General features: G+C 46.1%; 12 protein-coding genes, 5 tRNA genes and 1 pseudogene. 15 read left to right on the top strand and 3 right to left on the bottom strand.

All coding sequences use genetic code 11. The features are described from left to right. Positions 1-24 precede the first annotated feature (24 nt). The 11 genes and pseudogenes from QSJ47_RS03865 (at position 25) to QSJ47_RS03820 (ending at position 8,379) form a co-directional block, all read left to right on the top strand. Positions 25-954 (top strand): chemotaxis protein, encoded by a 930-nt coding sequence (locus QSJ47_RS03865; RefSeq protein ID WP_285602490.1) that lies wholly within the window; start codon positions 25-27, stop codon positions 952-954. A 39-nt stretch (positions 955-993) separates the two neighbouring features. Next, the gene (locus tag QSJ47_RS03860) at positions 994-3,384 is read left to right on the top strand and encodes a hybrid sensor histidine kinase/response regulator (protein WP_285602489.1); all 2,391 of its coding nucleotides are present in this window, start codon (positions 994-996) and stop codon (positions 3,382-3,384) included. A 24-nt stretch (positions 3,385-3,408) separates the two neighbouring features. Then, positions 3,409-3,900 (top strand): chemotaxis protein CheW, encoded by a 492-nt coding sequence (locus tag QSJ47_RS03855; protein ID WP_221272553.1) that lies wholly within the window; start codon positions 3,409-3,411, stop codon positions 3,898-3,900. Positions 3,901-3,918: 18 nt separating this feature from the next. Further along, positions 3,919-4,818 (top strand): annotated as a pseudogene (locus QSJ47_RS08280) (methyl-accepting chemotaxis protein); the annotation flags it as partial. A 42-nt stretch (positions 4,819-4,860) separates the two neighbouring features. After that, on the top strand, positions 4,861-5,970 hold the full coding sequence (locus tag QSJ47_RS08275; RefSeq protein WP_502875116.1) for a methyl-accepting chemotaxis protein: 1,110 nt from the start codon (positions 4,861-4,863) through the stop codon (positions 5,968-5,970). Next, on the top strand, positions 5,970-7,916 hold the full coding sequence (locus QSJ47_RS03845; protein ID WP_285602487.1) for a transglycosylase domain-containing protein: 1,947 nt from the start codon (positions 5,970-5,972) through the stop codon (positions 7,914-7,916). Before QSJ47_RS08275 ends, QSJ47_RS03845 begins: the two co-directional genes overlap by 1 nt. Before the next feature lie 54 nt (positions 7,917-7,970). Beyond that, a tRNA-Lys gene (locus QSJ47_RS03840) sits at positions 7,971-8,046 on the top strand. Between the two features lies 1 nt (position 8,047). Then, a tRNA-Glu gene (locus QSJ47_RS03835) sits at positions 8,048-8,122 on the top strand. Positions 8,123-8,125: 3 nt separating this feature from the next. Then, positions 8,126-8,201: transfer RNA gene (locus tag QSJ47_RS03830), tRNA-Val, on the top strand. A gap of 1 nt (position 8,202) precedes the next feature. Next, positions 8,203-8,279, top strand: a tRNA-Asp gene (locus QSJ47_RS03825). Between the two features lie 24 nt (positions 8,280-8,303). Continuing rightward, positions 8,304-8,379, top strand: a tRNA-Glu gene (locus QSJ47_RS03820). Here the strand turns inward: QSJ47_RS03820 and QSJ47_RS03815 are convergent. Beyond that, positions 8,380-9,087 carry a cell surface protein gene (locus QSJ47_RS03815; protein ID WP_285602486.1) on the bottom strand — a complete coding sequence of 236 codons (708 nt, stop codon included), beginning with the start codon at positions 9,085-9,087 and terminating at the stop codon, positions 8,380-8,382. Between the two features lie 187 nt (positions 9,088-9,274). Between QSJ47_RS03815 and der the strand changes: the two genes are divergently transcribed. From der to QSJ47_RS03795, 4 genes are read left to right on the top strand one after another with little or no spacing between them, the layout of a single operon-like run. Continuing rightward, a complete protein-coding gene (gene der, locus QSJ47_RS03810) occupies positions 9,275-10,591 on the top strand; it encodes a ribosome biogenesis GTPase Der (RefSeq protein WP_285602485.1) in 1,317 nt (438 codons plus the stop codon). Next, positions 10,588-12,333, top strand: coding sequence for an ATP-binding protein (locus tag QSJ47_RS03805; protein WP_285602484.1), 1,746 nt, complete (start codon positions 10,588-10,590; stop codon positions 12,331-12,333). Before der ends, QSJ47_RS03805 begins: the two co-directional genes overlap by 4 nt. After that, the gene (locus QSJ47_RS03800) at positions 12,330-13,799 is read left to right on the top strand and encodes a DNA repair protein RecN (protein ID WP_285602483.1); all 1,470 of its coding nucleotides are present in this window, start codon (positions 12,330-12,332) and stop codon (positions 13,797-13,799) included. Before QSJ47_RS03805 ends, QSJ47_RS03800 begins: the two co-directional genes overlap by 4 nt. Next, on the top strand, positions 13,796-15,124 hold the full coding sequence (locus QSJ47_RS03795) for an NFACT family protein (RefSeq protein WP_285602482.1): 1,329 nt from the start codon (positions 13,796-13,798) through the stop codon (positions 15,122-15,124). Before QSJ47_RS03800 ends, QSJ47_RS03795 begins: the two co-directional genes overlap by 4 nt. Here the strand turns inward: QSJ47_RS03795 and dnaN are convergent. Both dnaN and QSJ47_RS03785 read right to left on the bottom strand, forming a co-directional pair. Beyond that, on the bottom strand, positions 15,121-16,203 hold the full coding sequence (gene dnaN / locus QSJ47_RS03790; RefSeq protein ID WP_285602481.1) for a DNA polymerase III subunit beta: 1,083 nt from the start codon (positions 16,201-16,203) through the stop codon (positions 15,121-15,123). The genes QSJ47_RS03795 and dnaN overlap by 4 nt on opposite strands. Before the next feature lie 43 nt (positions 16,204-16,246). Further along, complete coding sequence (locus QSJ47_RS03785) at positions 16,247-16,543, bottom strand: hypothetical protein (RefSeq protein WP_221272217.1); 297 nt, start codon at positions 16,541-16,543, stop codon at positions 16,247-16,249. Positions 16,544-16,556: the final 13 nt, after the last annotated feature.

Below are 16,556 nucleotides of genomic sequence, written 5' to 3'. Positions count from 1 at the left end.
AAAATTGTCAAATGGGGTTGGTACTTGACGGAGCAAAGTTTGAACACCGCCTTGAATTTGGGCGAAATTGAGTTAGTGGACTTTAGAATCTTCGGCTTGCAGGACAACCAGCCCTTTGAGGGCATTTATGGGATCAATGTATCCAAGGTGCAAGAGATCATCATGATGCCTGAAATCTTTGAATGTCCTGCAAACTTGGATTATATTTTGGGGGTTTTTGATCTGCGCTCAACAATCATCCCCTTAATCGATCTTTCCAAGTGGCTAGGGATCACAGAAGATGCAAATCGTGCGATTGAAAAGGTCGTGGTGATCACGGAGTTTAGCAATATTAAAATGGGCTTTATGGTGCACGCAGTTAAGCGTATTCGGCGTATCGATTGGAAAAAAGTTGAGCCGGCCACCTTTAGTAATTACAGCACGGTGCGTAAGGATAAAATCACGGGCACTACAAAGATCGATGGGGATAAAACCCTTTTAATTTTGGATCTAGAGAGTATTTTAGATGATTTGCAACTGCATGTTTCCAAAACCCACATGACAAAACGCCAAGTTAAGAAATTTGATGGGCTTGCCATGTTTGTGGATGATAGTAGAGCCGCCCGTGCGGTTATCAAGCGGACTTTACTAAAATTAGGCTTTCAAGTCGTGGAGGCGGTGGATGGTCGTGATGGTCTAGCCAAGCTAGAAATGCTCTATGCGCAATATCAAGACAAATTGGACCAAAATCTAAAAATCATTGTTTCCGATGTAGAGATGCCCAAGATGGATGGTTTCCATTTTTTTTCTAAAATCCGAGAAGACCCGCGCTTTTGCCAAATCCCCCTACTTTTTAACTCTTCTATCTGCGATGACTACAATACCCAAAGGGCGTTGGATTTAGGCGCAAAAGGGTACTTAGTGAAATTTGACCCCGATCGTTTCATGGACGAGATTGCTAAGATTTTAGGCTAATCTTAAGTATAATAAAAGAATTTAAGGAAGAGGTGTTTTATGGATGATATGAAAGAGATCATGGAGGACTTCTTAGTCGAAGCCTTTGAAATGAACGAGCAACTCGACCAGGACTTGGTGGAGTTGGAGCATAGCCCGGAGGATTTGGATTTATTAAACCGCATTTTTAGGGTCGCACACACCATTAAAGGCTCAAGCTCGTTTCTTAACCTTGACACCCTGACGCACTTGACCCACAATATGGAAGATGTGCTGAATCGCGCGCGTAAAAATGAGCTTAAGATCACTCCAGATGTGATGGATGTCGTGTTGCGCTCTGTGGATATGATGAAAACTTTGTTGGTGAATATCCGCGACACGGGCACGGATGCTAATGCTGGGCTAGACATTGAGGGGATCACTAAAGAGTTACAAGCCATTGTGCAAGATGGCCCCGCACAAACCCCAGCCCAAGAGGATACGCCTACAGAACCTGCAAAAACAGAAGAAGCTAAGGCAGAAGCTGTAACTGCAGTAAAAGAAGAGAGCAAAACAGAGGACGAACCAAATTACTCCAATATGAGCCCACAAGAAGTGGAGCAAGAGATCGAACGGCTTTTGAAAATACGCCAAGAAGCGGACAAAGCCCGCCGGGCAGAGAAAAGGAAAGAAGAGGCACAAAGCGCCGCAGCGCAACACACCCCCACACAAGACGCACGCCCCCAAAGCACCCCTACGCCTAAACCCACACCAGCAAAGCCCACCCAAGCAGCCGCAAAGCCAGGTGCGCCTAAAAAAGAGGGCGAAAAATCGGTCGCCATTGGTGTGGAGCAGACCGTGCGTGTGGATGTAGGGCGGCTCGATCACTTAATGAATCTCATTGGGGAGCTAGTGTTGGGTAAGAACCGCTTGATCCGCATTTATGGGGATGTGGAGGAACGCTACGATGGAGAAAAATTCCTAGAAGAGTTAAACCAAGTGGTGTCTTCGATCTCAGCCGTAACCACAGACCTTCAATTAGCTGTGATGAAAACGCGTATGCAACCCATTGGTAAGGTCTTTAATAAATTCCCCCGTATGGTGCGTGATTTGAGCCGAGAGCTTGGCAAGAGCATTGAACTTGTGATCGATGGAGAGGAAACGGAGCTAGACAAGTCCATTGTGGAGGAGATTGGCGACCCCTTGATCCACATTATCCGCAACTCTTGCGACCACGGGATTGAAAAGCCCGAAGATCGCAAAATGCTAGGCAAGCCTGAAACGGGGCGTGTGGAGCTAAGTGCTTACAATGAGGGTAACCACATTGTGATTAAAATCACTGATGATGGCACGGGACTAGATCCTAAAAAACTTAAAGAAAAAGCCATTGAAAAGGGCGTGATCACCGAGAGAGAAGCCGCCACAATGACGGACAAAGAGGCTTTAAACATCATCTTTAAGCCCGGCTTTTCGACTGCCAAGACTTTAAGCAATGTATCCGGGCGGGGTGTGGGCATGGATGTGGTGAAAACGAATATTGAAAAGCTCAATGGGATCATTGAGTTGGAGTCAGAAGTGGGGGTAAGGACCACGCAAAAGCTCAAAATCCCCTTAACCCTAGCCATTATTCAGGCTTTGCTCGTGGGCGTGCAAGAGGAATACTACGCCATCCCCCTATCTTCAGTGCTTGAAACGGTGCGTATTAGTCAAGATGAGATTTACAGCGTAGATGGCAAGAGTGTATTGCGCTTGCGTGATGAAGTGCTTTCGCTCGTGCGTTTGGCAGATATTTTTAAAGTCGATGCGATCTTGGAGACCTCTAGAGAGGTGTACGTTGTCATCATTGGTTTAGCCGATCAAAAGATTGGACTGATTGTGGATTATTTGATCGGGCAAGAGGAGGTCGTGATCAAGTCTTTGGGTTACTATTTAAAAAGTACAAAGGGCATTGCGGGGGCTACGGTGCGTGGCGATGGCAAGATCACGCTCATTGTGGATGTTGGCACAATGATGGAGATGGCTAAAAACATCAAGGTCAATGTCAATAGCTTGATGGATCAGGCGCAAAACTCCAACGCCAAAAACAACCCCAGCGATTATATCATCTTAGCCATTGATGACAGCAGCACGGATAGGGCGGTGATGCGTAAATCTTTAAAACCGCTAGGCGTAACCGTGCTTGAAGCCACAAATGGTTTGGAGGGACTAGAAATGGTGAAAAACGCCGACAAAACCCCCGATGCGGTCTTGGTAGACATTGAAATGCCTAAAATGGACGGCTACACTTTTGCGGCTGAGGTGCGTAAATACAATAAGTTTAAAAACCTGCCCCTCATCGCCGTAACCTCAAGGGTAACCAAGACTGACCGCATTAGGGGCGTGGAGAGTGGCATGACCGAATACATCACTAAACCCTACAGCCCCGAGTATTTGGCAAATGTGGTTAAGCGCAGCATTAAATTAGAGGACTAAGGAACACATATGCAACAAAACGCAATGGCATTAAAAGAGCTGTTTGAGAAGCAGAAAAAGGGTAATAAAGATGAAAAACTTGAGGACAATGAGGAGATTTTACAATTCATCGGCTTTATCATCGGCAACGAGGAATACGCCATCCCCATTTTAAATATTTTAGAGATTGTCAAACCCATAGGCTACACGCGCGTGCCTGGAACGCCTAATTATGTGTTGGGGGTGTTCAATCTTAGGGGCAATGTCTTTCCTTTGATTAGTCTGCGCTTGAAGTTTGGCTTACCTGCTGAAAAGCTCAATAAAGACATGCGTTATTTAGTTGTGCGCCACAACGACCAAATTGCCGGCTTTTTTATCGACCGCTTGACAGAGGCAATCCGCATTAAACAATCCGACATCGATCCGGTGCCCGAAACCCTTTTGGAAAATGACCAGCTGATTTATGGTATTGGCAAGCGGGAGGATAAATTGGTCTCGATTCTCAAGGTAGAAGAGATTTTGAAAAAAGATTTTTAGAACCACCATAAATCGAGGATGGAAGGGAGATCTATGTTTTCTAAATTAGGGATTGCCGCTAAGATCATTGTGGGTGTGTGCGTGGTGGTGGTGTTGGGTATTACAACCATGGGGGTGGTGATCAGCAAACAGGTGAGGACTGTTACACGCAACACCGCCATTCAAACCATGCAGAGAAATATCGATGAAAACGCCGCCCGCCTGCAAAGGGTGATGAATCGCATGTTTGAATCCATGAGCACTTTAGCGGAGAATCTCGCCTCCATTGATTTAACCCACAATGAAAGCGAAAGACAGCAGTTGATCCGAAAGTTTTTAAATAGCATCGTGCGTGTGAAACTGGTTAGCGTGTCCGCTGTGGGTGATCCTAATGGATCTTACATCACGCGCAAGGTGGGCGATACCCTAGAAACTTCCATTAAAAAGGATTTTTATAATCCTAAGATCACGCGTCAGGTGTTGTCAGATGGCAAAATCCTCAAAACAAAACCCTATTTTAGAGAGATTGGTGGGCAAAGAATCTTCGGCTTTGAATTGGCGGTGCCTCTCAACAAGGATGAACATGGCAAAACTAAATTAGTGGGGGTGATGATCGCTTTTGTTAGCATTGATGGTTTTGCTGATGTAGTCATGCGCAGTAAAAACGACACCTTTGTGATGCAACAAAGCGGCTATTTATTGCTGACATACAACAAAAGTATCCAAGGCAAACTCTTAAGCGATGTCAATCACGATCCTACGGCAGCACACTTGGTGGCGATGGTGCGTGAAAACCGCTCTGGGGCTATGGATTACCACGCCATCAGCACCAATAAAGATAGTTTTTTAGTGGTGAAATCCTTTGACATATTTAGCAAAATTGGTCCCGATGATTTTAAATTCAATTGGGCTGTCGCGCGGTTTGCAAGTAAAAAAGAAATCTTTGCCGCAGCCAGTTATTTGCAAAAATTGATTTTGGTCATGGGGTTAGTGATGGTGGTGGTGCTGGTGGTGATCGTCTATTTTCTTGTGCGTTATCTCGTGGGCGATCGTATCGGAGTGGTTTCTGACACCTTGCGTAGTTTCTTTAGACTGCTTAACGACCCTAAAAACAATAAAGACGTGCACATTGTCGAACCTAAAATGCTCGATGAGATCGGGCATATGCAACAATCCATTAATGAAAACATCTTAAAAATCCACGAGAACACCAAAGCCGACAGCGCGACCATTGAAAATATGCTCACTGTGGTGCGCCACATTAAAGAGGGGGATTTTACGCAAAAGATCACGGCCACGCCCAATAACCCGGATCTTTTGCAACTTAGAGGACTCTTTAACGATGTGGTGGTGTATTTACAACAACACATAGGCTCTTATATGCAAATCATTAACCAAGCTTTTGAGCGTTACCAAGCCTTAGACTTCACGAAGAGTATCCCTAACCCCTCTGGTGATGTTGAAAGGGCCATCGATGCTTTAGGAACTGAGATCACAAAAATGTTGCGCACTTCGCTAGATTTTGCCAGTGCACTCACAAAAGAATCAAAGGGTTTAAAAGCCTGTGTTGATCAGCTCACAAACAGCGCAAACCAGCAAAATAAAAACCTGCTCCAAACTTCTAAATCTATCGAATCTATCACAGAGAGCATCGCTAGCATTGGCCAAAAAAGTGAGGAAATGATTGCACAGGGGCAAGACATTAGAAACATTGTGGAGATCATTAAAGACATTGCTGACCAAACAAACTTACTGGCTCTAAACGCAGCCATTGAGGCGGCGCGTGCTGGGCAACACGGGCGGGGTTTTGCCGTGGTGGCTGATGAGGTGCGTAAACTTGCCGAGCGCACCCAAAAGAGCTTGGGTGAAATTGAGGCAAATATTAATGTTTTGGTGCAAAGCATCGCCGACACTTCTGAGTCCATTAAAGCCCAGAGCCAAAGCGTGGAGGGGATCAACGCCTCTTTACAAGCTTTCAAAAAAGACACGCAAAACAATCTCACTATCGCCAACACTTCTTTAGAAGTGGGTAACAACATCGATCGCATTTCTCAAGACATTTTAGAGGATGCGAATAAAAAGAAATTTTAATGCAAGTTCTTAAAAAAATCCTATGGGTTTTATTTATTTTGCCCGTAGTTTTGGGTGGGGTCTTTGGCGGGGGGTATTTGTTTTACTTATGGCAAGAGGCAGACAAGGATATCCAAAGTGTGGTGGATTATAGGCCCAACTTAACTACAAAGATTGTAGACACTAAGGGGCGGCTCATCGCCAACCTTTACGATAAAGAGTTTCGTATTTACACCCATTTTAATGAAATCCCCCCGCGCATGGTGGAAGCCTTATTAGCTGTAGAAGACACCTTATTTTTCGAGCACAATGGCGTGAATTTGGATGCAATTTTGCGTGCTTTTATTAAGAATTTACGCAACCAAAAATACGCCGAGGGGGGTAGCACTCTAACGCAACAGCTTGTAAAAAACATGCTCTTAACCCGGGCTAAGACCTTGGATCGCAAGCTTAAGGAAATAGTTTTATCGCTCAAATTGGAGCGAGTATTAAGTAAAGAGCAGATTTTAGAACGCTACTTTAACCAAACCTTTTTTGGACACGGCTTTTATGGCATCAAAACCGCCGCCCTTGGTTACTTTAAAAAACCCCTAGCCCTTTTGAGCTTGAAGGAAATTGCTATGCTGGTCGCCTTGCCTCGTGCGCCCTCTTTTTATGACCCCACTAGGCGATTGGAGTTTTCCCTAGCACGGGCTAATGGCATTATCAAACGCATGTACGATTTGGGTTGGATCAGCCAAAAAGAGATGGATGTGGCCCTAAACGAGGTGCCTAAGGTCTACCACACCACCACAACCCAAAATGTCGCTCCCTATGTAGTGGATGAAGTGGTGCGCACTCTGGGGTTCTTGCCCGACCTAAAAACGGGAGGCTACACGATTAAACTTTATATTGATTTGGATTACCAAAGATTTGCGCAAGAGTCTTTAAAATTAGGATACACAAGCACACTTAGACGGCTACACGAAAAAGAAGACAGCACTTTAAATGGCGCAATGGTGGTGACAGAAACCAAGAGTGGGCATATCTTAGCCCTTGTGGGTGGGGTGGATCACCAAGAGAGCGCTTTTAATCGCGCCACACAGACCAAGCGCCAATTTGGCAGTGCGGTGAAACCTTTTATTTATCAAATTGCCTTTGACAATGGCTTAACGAGTGCATCCTTAATCCCCGATATGGCGCGCAGTTTCGATAACCGCAACGGCACAATTCCTAAAAAGCGCCACTGGCGCCCTAGAAACTACAACTACAAAGTCAATGGTTTGGTGACCCTTCAACAAGCCATGACCCACTCGCTCAACCTTGCCACAATTAATTTAGTGGACTATGTCGGTTTTGGCACGGTTTATGGAGGGCTTAGTTCTTTTGGTTTTGAAGATTTACCTAAGAATATGTCCATTGCGCTAGGTAGTTTTGGTATTTCGCCCCTAGAGGCGAGCATGCAATATTCGCTCTTTTCTAATTATGGCAGCATTGTAGAGCCTACACTGATTGAAAGCGTTACGGATGCAAGGGGGCAGGATAAACCTCTAAGGCTCATGACCCCTAAAAATATCTTAAGCCAAGCCCAAGCCTTTTTAACTTTATCTGTGCTTAAAAATGTTGTGGAAAAGGGCACAGGGCATAGGGCACAGGTGCCTGGTTTAGAGATTGCAGGCAAAACAGGGACCTCGAATAACTATGTAGATGCGTGGTTTTGTGGCTTTAGCCCGAGTTTGCAAGCCATTGTGTGGTTTGGGCGCGACGACAATACGAGTATTGGGCAGGCGATGACGGGAGGGGTGGTGGCTGCACCCGTCTTTGGCGACTTCATGAAAAAGGTTTTAAAGTTTGATCCTAATCTTAAACGGCACTTTGATGTCCCCGAAGATGTGGTGGTGCAACACATCAATGGCGAAACCTATTACACCATTAAGGGCACGGCAATCCCCCAACAAAGCCAAAGCACTTCGCCCCTTTTATTCTAATTGTGAGCTTGACAAAATCTTTAAAATAGTGTAGTATTGCCTTTTTGTGTGCTTGACCCGTTAGCTCAGCAGGTAGAGCAATTCCCTTTTAAGGAATGGGCCGTTGGTTCGAATCCAACACGGGTCACCAAGGCTCCTTCATCTAGTGGTTAGGATACCACCCTTTCACGGTGGTTACAGGGGTTCAAATCCCCTAGGAGTCACCACAAGGTCGCTTAGCTCAGTTGGTAGAGCGCCACCCTTACAAGGTGGATGTCATAAGTTCGAGTCTTATAGCGACCACCACGGAGCGGTAGTTCAGCTGGTTAGAATACCTGCCTGTCACGCAGGGGGTCGCGGGTTCAAGTCCCGTCCGTTCCGCCACTTCCCCATTAAACCTTTTTGATAGACCCCTTCATCTAGTGGCCAAGGATACCACTCTTTCAAGGTGGAAACGGAAGTTCAAATCTTTCAGGGGTCGCCACTACCAAGGGCATTCTAAAAACAAATCAAAGCCCGCTTTGTTGCGCAGTTCCCTTTTAAAATCTAAGTTAATCATGACTTCCTTGCTGTTGGCAAAGGTGTCGATGAGTTGTTTTCTAATCACAATTCTACAACCCTGTGTGTCAAACTCATAGGGGATTTTGTCAATGGCAATTTCAAAACGAGCTGGGGCTTTTTGTTGCAGGGTATAGCGTTGGTAGGGGGCGTTGATGCTGTGATCTTTTTGCTTGGTTTGGGTGTATTCGTAGGTTTTAATGCGCCCCTCAATGTTAGTGATTTGGGTGGAGGCGTTGTTGAGTTTAAAGGTTTGGGTCTGTCTTTTGGTTAAAAGCACTTCGCCCTGCATGAACCTTTGCAATTTAGGAGAGCGGACATCTAAAAACAACTTGCCATGTGCCTCTTCAATGCCGACTTCACCCTCACTTAAGGGGTAGTAATTTTCTTGGGAGAAGACCACTTTTTTAGGTCCATTTGTCTTTAGGCGAATAATGTGTTTGGTTTGGCTTGTAATAATAGGGGCGGTTCTAGAAGCTTGTAAATGGTTTTGGTTGACTGTGTTTGTGATGTCCTCTTTGTAATTGAAGTTGTAGTTGATAGGGGCATGGTTTTGTGGCTGTCCGCACCCAAAAAACACCCCCAAGCAACACGCCAACAAAAAGCCCCCTCTGTGCGCCCAAATCCGCTCCATAAAAACCCTTTTTACATGCGCCAAACCCCTACACTAGGGATACAAGCGTTCTTTAAGTCAAATGCTACTAATATCGCCCCATTCGGTGGGTTTTTTATCCTAAACTCGCCATTTTACCATAATTTGGATTTTCAAATGAGAGGGTTTTAAGTCTCTTGGGGTCTATCGCTATAAAAAAGGGGGCTCGGTGCTTAAGATTGCCATTTTAGGCATGCCTAATGTGGGTAAAAGCTCGCTGTTTAATTGTTTTTTAAAAAGCCGCAGCGCGATCACTTCTAACATTGCGGGGACCACAAGAGACATTAAAAGACAGACCTTTTTGCTTGCAGGGCATGGCGTGGAGTTGTGGGACACGGGGGGCTTTGACCCCGCCCATATCTTTGGGGACAAAATCGCCTCTTTTAACATGGGGGCGGTGCAAAGTTGTGATTTGATCTTGTATGTCGTGGATGGCAAAGTCCCCCCCCAAGACACAGACAAGCGGCATATTTTAAGTGTCCAAAAGCAAAACCGCCCTTGTTTTTTGCTCATCAACAAGGTGGATAATGAGAACGAGGTTCTAAGTGCCTATGAGTTTGCAAGTCTAGGCGTGAAAGACATGTTTTTTGTGTCGGCAAGCCACAATCGAGGGCTAGACAAGCTCACCCAAGCCATATTAAAGCACTTTAAGCTCAAACCCCTAGAAGCCCCCCAAGTGCAAGAAACCCCTGAGAGAATCCAAGTGGGTATTATCGGGCGGGTGAATGTCGGCAAGAGCTCCATTTTAAACGCTTTGGTGGCTAAAGAGCGATCGCTAGTCTCTAGCGTAGCAGGCACGACCATGGACCCAGTGGATGAGAGCGTAGAGCATAACGGGCAAGAAATTTGCTTTGTGGATACAGCCGGGTTACGCCAAAGGGGCAAGATTGAGGGGCTAGAGAAGTTTGCCCTCGATCGCACCCGTAAAGTGCTAGAAAAATCCCATGTTGCGCTGCTAATCCTAGATGTGAGCGCACCCTTTGTGGATTTGGATGAAAAAATCGCATCTTTGGCTGAGGAGTTTCGCTTGGGCGTGGTGGTGGTGCTGAATAAGTGGGACATCCGTCACGCCAGTTTTGAGAATATTTTACAGACTTTCAAGCACAAGTTTAAATTCTTGCAACACGCCCCTATCATCACCGCCAGTGCCATTTCTAAACGCCATATCCCCCAAATCAAGGACAAAATCCTAGAAGTACACCGCTACTTTTCTATGCGTATCAGCACAAGCACTTTAAATAAAGTCATTGGCGAAGCCACAGAGAGACACCCCCTGCCTAGCGATCATGGCAAGATTGTACGCATTTATTACAGCACGCAATTTGCGTCCTGTCCGCCCCAAATTGCCCTAGTGATGAACCGCCCCAAAGCCCTGCACTTTAGCTACAAACGCTATTTAACCAACACCTTGCGGGCAAAGTTTGGCTTTTTAGGCACGCCCATTATTTTGCTCGCTAAGGGCAAAGAAGACTCCATAAATCCATGAACACTAGCTATTTCACCGACTTTATCCAAGCTAAGGACATTTGCCAAGCCCGCATTTTCTACGCCCTCAAGTGCAGCCCCAAAGAAGGGCGGATTTTGCAACATTTAGCCACGCAGTATTTAAAGGGGCAAAGCGACATAGAAGTCGCCGACTTGCTAGAGACCCTGTTTAAAGCCAAAGAAGCCAAAGCCCTGCCCTACTTGTCCTGTGTGAAAAATCTCTTAGATTTAGAATGGGTGGTGCAAGAAAAGCGGGCTAGACGGCAAGAGATTTTGCTTTTAGAATTGTTTGACAGCTCCATTGCCCTAAGCCCTAATTTCTTTAAGCTTGCCGAAAACGGACACAACAAGCACGCCTTTTTAGAAATCACGCCCTACAGCGACCATTTGGACTACTTCAACGATTGGTTTTTAAAAATTGAGATTTTGCAAAAAATCCAAAAGGTGGGCTTAAGGGGGCGTTTTAAACTCCAAGAAGATTTACAACTTTTAGAGCATAAAATCACCGCCCGCACTAAAGCCACGCAAACCCCCCTAGCCGTGCAAAAATTCTTAAACAAGCACCATTTAAGCCCCAAAGCGACCTTGCTTTTCTTTGCCTTGCTAAAAGACGCTTACAACAGCCGAGACTTCATTAAAGAAGACGACTCTTTAAGCCAGCACCAAAATTTATCACAACTTTTAAGCACCTATGGGGGCGACCTTGAAGAAAATGCCCTGCTATTAAGCCCAGCAAGCCCCTTAATTAAAAAAAAGATTATGGACTATGAAGAGCTGTTAGCCCCCTTTGAAAACGGGCTAGTTAGGCAATTCTTTTTACATGACATGGTGCTAGAGAGCATCACCGCCCCCACACCCCCACGCACCAATGCCACCTTAAAGCATATCCTTAAAGACAGCGACATATTTGAAGCCCTTGAGCCTAAAGAAGGCTTAGAAGCGGTGGTGTTGAGCCAAAAGACCAAAGAGACTCTAGAGATTTTACTCAAACAAATGGACCCACAAATGCAACAACGGCTAAGAGATTGGGGGCTTGAGAAAAAGAGCCACAAGGACATTGATGCCAAGATTATTTTTTATGGACCACCCGGCACGGGCAAGACCATGAGTGCCCTAGCCCTTGCTAAGAGCCTTAAAAAAGAAGTTTTGGGGTTTGACTGCTCCAAGATTTTATCCATGTATGTGGGCGAGTCGGAGAAGAATGTGCGTAAAATCTTTGACGACTACCAAAAAATCGCCAAGCAGTGCAAGAATCCCCCCATTTTGTTTTTAGACGAAGCCGACCAATTCTTAAGCACCCGCACCACCGCCAGCAGTGGGGCGGATAAAATGCACAACCAAATGCAAAATATCTTTTTGCATCAAATTGAAAAGTTTGAAGGCGTGCTCATTGCCACCACGAATTTATTAGAAACCCTAGACACCGCCTTCTCACGCCGTTTCAATCATAAGATAGAGTTTAGGCTCCCCACCTTTGAGCAGAGAGTACAACTATGGGAGAAGTATCTACCCAAGAGTGCCCCCTACGCCCCACCGGCAACAGCAAAGAGCCTCGCTAAAGAGCTCGCCAAACACGCCCTAAGCGGAGGGCAAATCGCCCTAGTGGTGAAAAACACCGCCTATAAAGTCGCCACCTATAAAGACCCCCTTTTTAGCTTAGAAGATTTTGCCAGCGAAATCGCCAAAGAGAAACAAGGCAGCTTTGGCACGGCGAAAAATATCGGCTTTGGAGTGGGGCTGTGATTGAGAGTTTAGAGATTGTCGGCGGGCTGGTCTTTGCTAAGGCAAAGCTAGAGTTTAGCCCCCGTTTGAATGTGGTTAGTGGGGCGAGTGGGAGTGGTAAAAGCGTTTTGGTGGGGGCGATTTTAGCCAGCGTAGGGCTTAAAGCCTTGCAAGCCAAGAGTTTAAAAGCCAAGTGGCAATTAGGTAAAGTCTCTGCCAGCAAGGATAAAAAGAGCCTTTACATCCTAGATAACAAGCCCACCACCAAAAAGGCGTTGCAAGAAAAATTTAGCCCTCTAATCTTGCATATCTCCAGCTACAAGCAAGCCCAAGAATTGCAACCGCATTTTCTCTTAGAGTTGTTAGACAGCTACAGCCCCCCCACATTGCTAGAGCAGTTTAAAAAGGTGTATGCCAAATACCAAGAAGCCAAAGCCAAGCTAGAAACTTTGCAAGCTCAAGGTACGCAACTAGACCTGCAAGCCGAAATGGCACGCTTTGAGCTGTCTAAATTGCAAGCCCTAGATTTAAGCGATGGGGCGTATGAAAGGCTGTTGGAGCGTAAAAAAATGCATCAAATGCAAGAAAAGCAAAGCCAAGAAGTGCAATCTGCCCTGCAAGTCCTAGAGCAAACCGACAAAATTCTTAAAGCCCTGCCCGAGCCAAAGGCGTTAGCTTTAAAGCAAGCCCTAGATGAAGCCCAAGATTTTTTGCTAGACACCCAGCACGCCCTGGAAGAGTTGGAGGCCCTAGACATTGAAGCCCTATTAGATGAGATCAGCCGTCTAGGGGGGGTGGTGAAAAAGTATGGGAGTTTGGCTTTAGCTAGAGAGAGATTAGGGCAACTTAAAGCAAGTTGCAAGGATTACAGCCAACAAGCCCAGTTGTTGCAAGAAAGCCAGCAGACTTGCACCAAATTAGAGCAAGAGAGCTTGCGTCTAGCCCTGCAAGTAAAAGAGCAACGCCAAGCCAATTTAGAGAAAATGCAAGCGGATTTACAAGGCTACACCCAAAAACTGCTTTTAAAGCCCCCACTCTTAAAGTTACAAGCCACGCCCTTAAGTGCTAGTGGCTTAGAGATTTTAGAATTAGAGCTAGGCAGTGCCAAGAGTGCAAATATCAGTGCAGGCGAGTACAACCGCTTGCGTTTAAGCCTATTAGCCCTAAAGGCAAGCAAACGCCACAAGGGGGGGCAAACGATTTTTGTCGATGAGCTAGACACGAATTTAAGCGGACAAGAAAGTGCCTGCGTAGCCCAGATTTTAAAAGAGCTAAGTCAGCATTACCAAATCATTGCCATATCCCACGCCCCCCATTTGCCCGCTTTAGCCGACAAGCATTTCTTAGTCTATCCGCACAACAAAGAAACCTATGTCAAACCCCTAAACAAAGAGGAGCAGACTTTAGAGATTGCCCGCATGGTCGATGCCAATTTAGGCAAGGAGGCCATCGCCTACGCCAAAATGAAGTTAAAGCCCAAGCCTTGATTGCTTACGCCCTGTTAAACGCCTTTGCTAAACTTCTAAAAGAACAGCCCAAAATCACCATCCGCCACGCCAAACACACCCTAAGCCTAGACACCCCAAAATACCCCTTTAAAGCCTGCATGCAAAAGGGGGCCAGCCACATTTATTTAGACCCCACGCCTTTAGAGCTTGTTAAAACCCCCTTTAACCTTGCTTTAGAGAAGTTTGCTAGTAACGCCAAAATCTTAGATTGCTTTTTGGAGAATGAAGACCGGATTTTAAAGATTGTCTTAGAGTGCGCCACGAGCTATAAAAAAGTCCAAAGCGTGTTGCAACTAGAATTTACGGGCAAGCACAGCAACGCCATTTTAATAAGCCCGCAGGGCGTGGTGCTCGAGGCTTTGCATTTTGTGTCCCTAGAGCAGAGCGTGCGCCCCGTGCTTAAAAACACCCCCCTAGCCCCTCTAGACAAGCCCCCCTTTAAACGCCCCCCTCAAGAAGATCTATCCACCCAAGCCCTACTAGAAGCCTTACAAGAATTGCATACACAAACCACAAACAAGCAACTAGAGAGCCAAAGGGCGAGCCTAAAAAATGCGTGGCTAAAAAAACAAGAGAGTTTAAAAGCCATTTTAAACACCCTATCGAGCCCTAAAGAGCTAGAAGAGTTAAGCCACACGAAGCAACGCCAAGCCTCTTTAATCCTATGCCATCTGCACGCGCTAGAGCCTAAGAGCTTGTATCAGGGCGTGCTGTGTTTAGAAAACGAACAAATCCCCCTGCCTAAGAACTCTAGGAGTTTAAGCGATGCAGCCAATAAGCTGTTTAAAGAAGCCAAGAAGTGCCAGCAAAGGGCTTTGCATATCGCCACCCAACAAGAGAATTTAGAGTCTAAAATCGCCTTTTTGCAAGCCAAAATCGCCCTGTTGCCCCAAAGCAATTTAGACGAGCTAAGGGTGCTGACCCCCAACAAACAAAGCAAGCATAAAAAGCCTAGCAGTTGGGAGAGTTTTGAGATTGAGGGGGTGAGGGTAGGCATTGGACGCAATGAGAGCGAAAACCGCTCTTTACTCAAGGCGGGGCGTAGTGGCGATACTTGGGCGCACATTAAAGACAAGCCCAGCGCACATATGCTGCTTTTCACCCACCCTAACCGCCCCTCAGCTAGCCTGCTTTCTAAAGCCTGCCATTTGCTTGCCAAGCTTGCCTATGCCAGTGAGAGCCAACAAGCTCTCAAGGTGGCGATCGACTACACACAAAAAAAGCATGTCAAGTTCGCCCAAAAGGGGGGCAACAAGGCCTTTGTTACCTACACGCATTTTTCTAGCGTGGTGGTCGCCCTTTAGGACACAAAGGGCATGATCAAGGTTTTGAAGCCGTCTTTCTCCACCAAGAAGGGGTCGGTGCTTTGGTTTAAAGAGAGGGTGAAGTTTGCGCTAGCAGAGGTGTTTAAAGCGTCTAAGAGGTGGCGGGCTTGCACCTGCAATTCAAAGCCCTCAAGGGGGGTTTTGGTTTCTATCGAGGTGCTTGAAAAGCTTGGGCTTTCATTTTCTAGCGATTCAAACTCGATGTGCTCGGGGTAGAACACGATTTTAGTCGTGGGGCTTAGGGCACTTGTGATTTGGATGGCTTCTTTAAAGCTTTGGGTTTCTAGCTCGAATTGGTGGGCGAACTCTTTAGGGAAAATCGCCTCGTAGTTAGGGTATTTGCCCCCGATGAGCTTAGAGTAAAGCACCATTTCGTCATTTTTAAAGAACAACATGCTCGGGTCTTTAGGCTCATAGAACATGTCAAAGTCGCTTTCAAAGAGCTTGCTGATCTCTAGCATGGCGCGTTTAGGTAAAATGTATTCGGTGTTTAAGCTCTCCTCTGGCATGTTCTCAGCGTCCATTTGCACCAAGGACAAACGCCTGGTGTCTGTGGCAGCTAACTCTAAAGTCTCTTTAAGCACCATCAATACCCCCCCAAATTCGTACTTGGAGGCGTTGGTTTTGATCACGGGGGCGAGCTTTTTAAAGTATTCGCTAAGTGCCCCGTCTCCAAAATGCAAAAAGGGTAGATTGTCGTGGCTAGGAAAGGCAGGAAAGTCGTTGCGATCAAACAAGGGAAGCTTGAATTTAGAGCGTTTGAAGCGCACATGCACGAAGTCGCTATCGGCTTCTAAAGACAAATCTCCATTTTCTAGTTTGGAGGCAATGTCTAAAAAGTGCTTGGCGTTAAAAGTCGCGCTCCCTTCTTTAACAATGTGCGCCTCTAGGTGTAGGCACAACCCCATTTCTAAGTCATTGGCCTCTAAACGCAGTCCCCCGTCCTTGGCTTCTAAACAGACATGGGAGGCGATGTTGGCGAGGTCTTTGCGGTCGGTGAACGCCACTAAATGTTGCAACGCCCTCTCTAAACGCACCTTGTCAATGGTTAATTGCATAAAAGTCCTTTATGTGAAAAGGACCTATTGTAGCATAGATAGCTTAGGGTTGTGCTAACTTTTGTGCTTTTAGGGCGTGGTCGCAATTCACCCGAAACGAGTTGGTGATGGTGTTGATTCTGGCGGTGGAAGTGAACGCTTCGTGGCAGTGCCTTAGCGTGCGTAGACGGGCTTTAGGGTGCTTTAAGAAATGCTCCACTGAGCGCACAAAGTCAAAGTGAAACTCCATGGGGGCGAGCCTTTCGCTTGGTGTGCCTTCGCAATTGGAGCTACAATACCCGCTTTGGGCGTGTAAAACACTAAATAAGCCTAAAAAAAGCCAAATGTAAAGTTTTTGCATGTGTCGCCTTTCT

This window comes from Helicobacter sp. NHP22-001 (assembly GCF_030270165.1).
Taxonomy (GTDB): domain Bacteria; phylum Campylobacterota; class Campylobacteria; order Campylobacterales; family Helicobacteraceae; genus Helicobacter; species Helicobacter gastrofelis.
The sequence above is the reverse complement of the archived record's forward strand: the minus strand, read 5'-3'. Positions and strand labels throughout refer to the sequence as shown.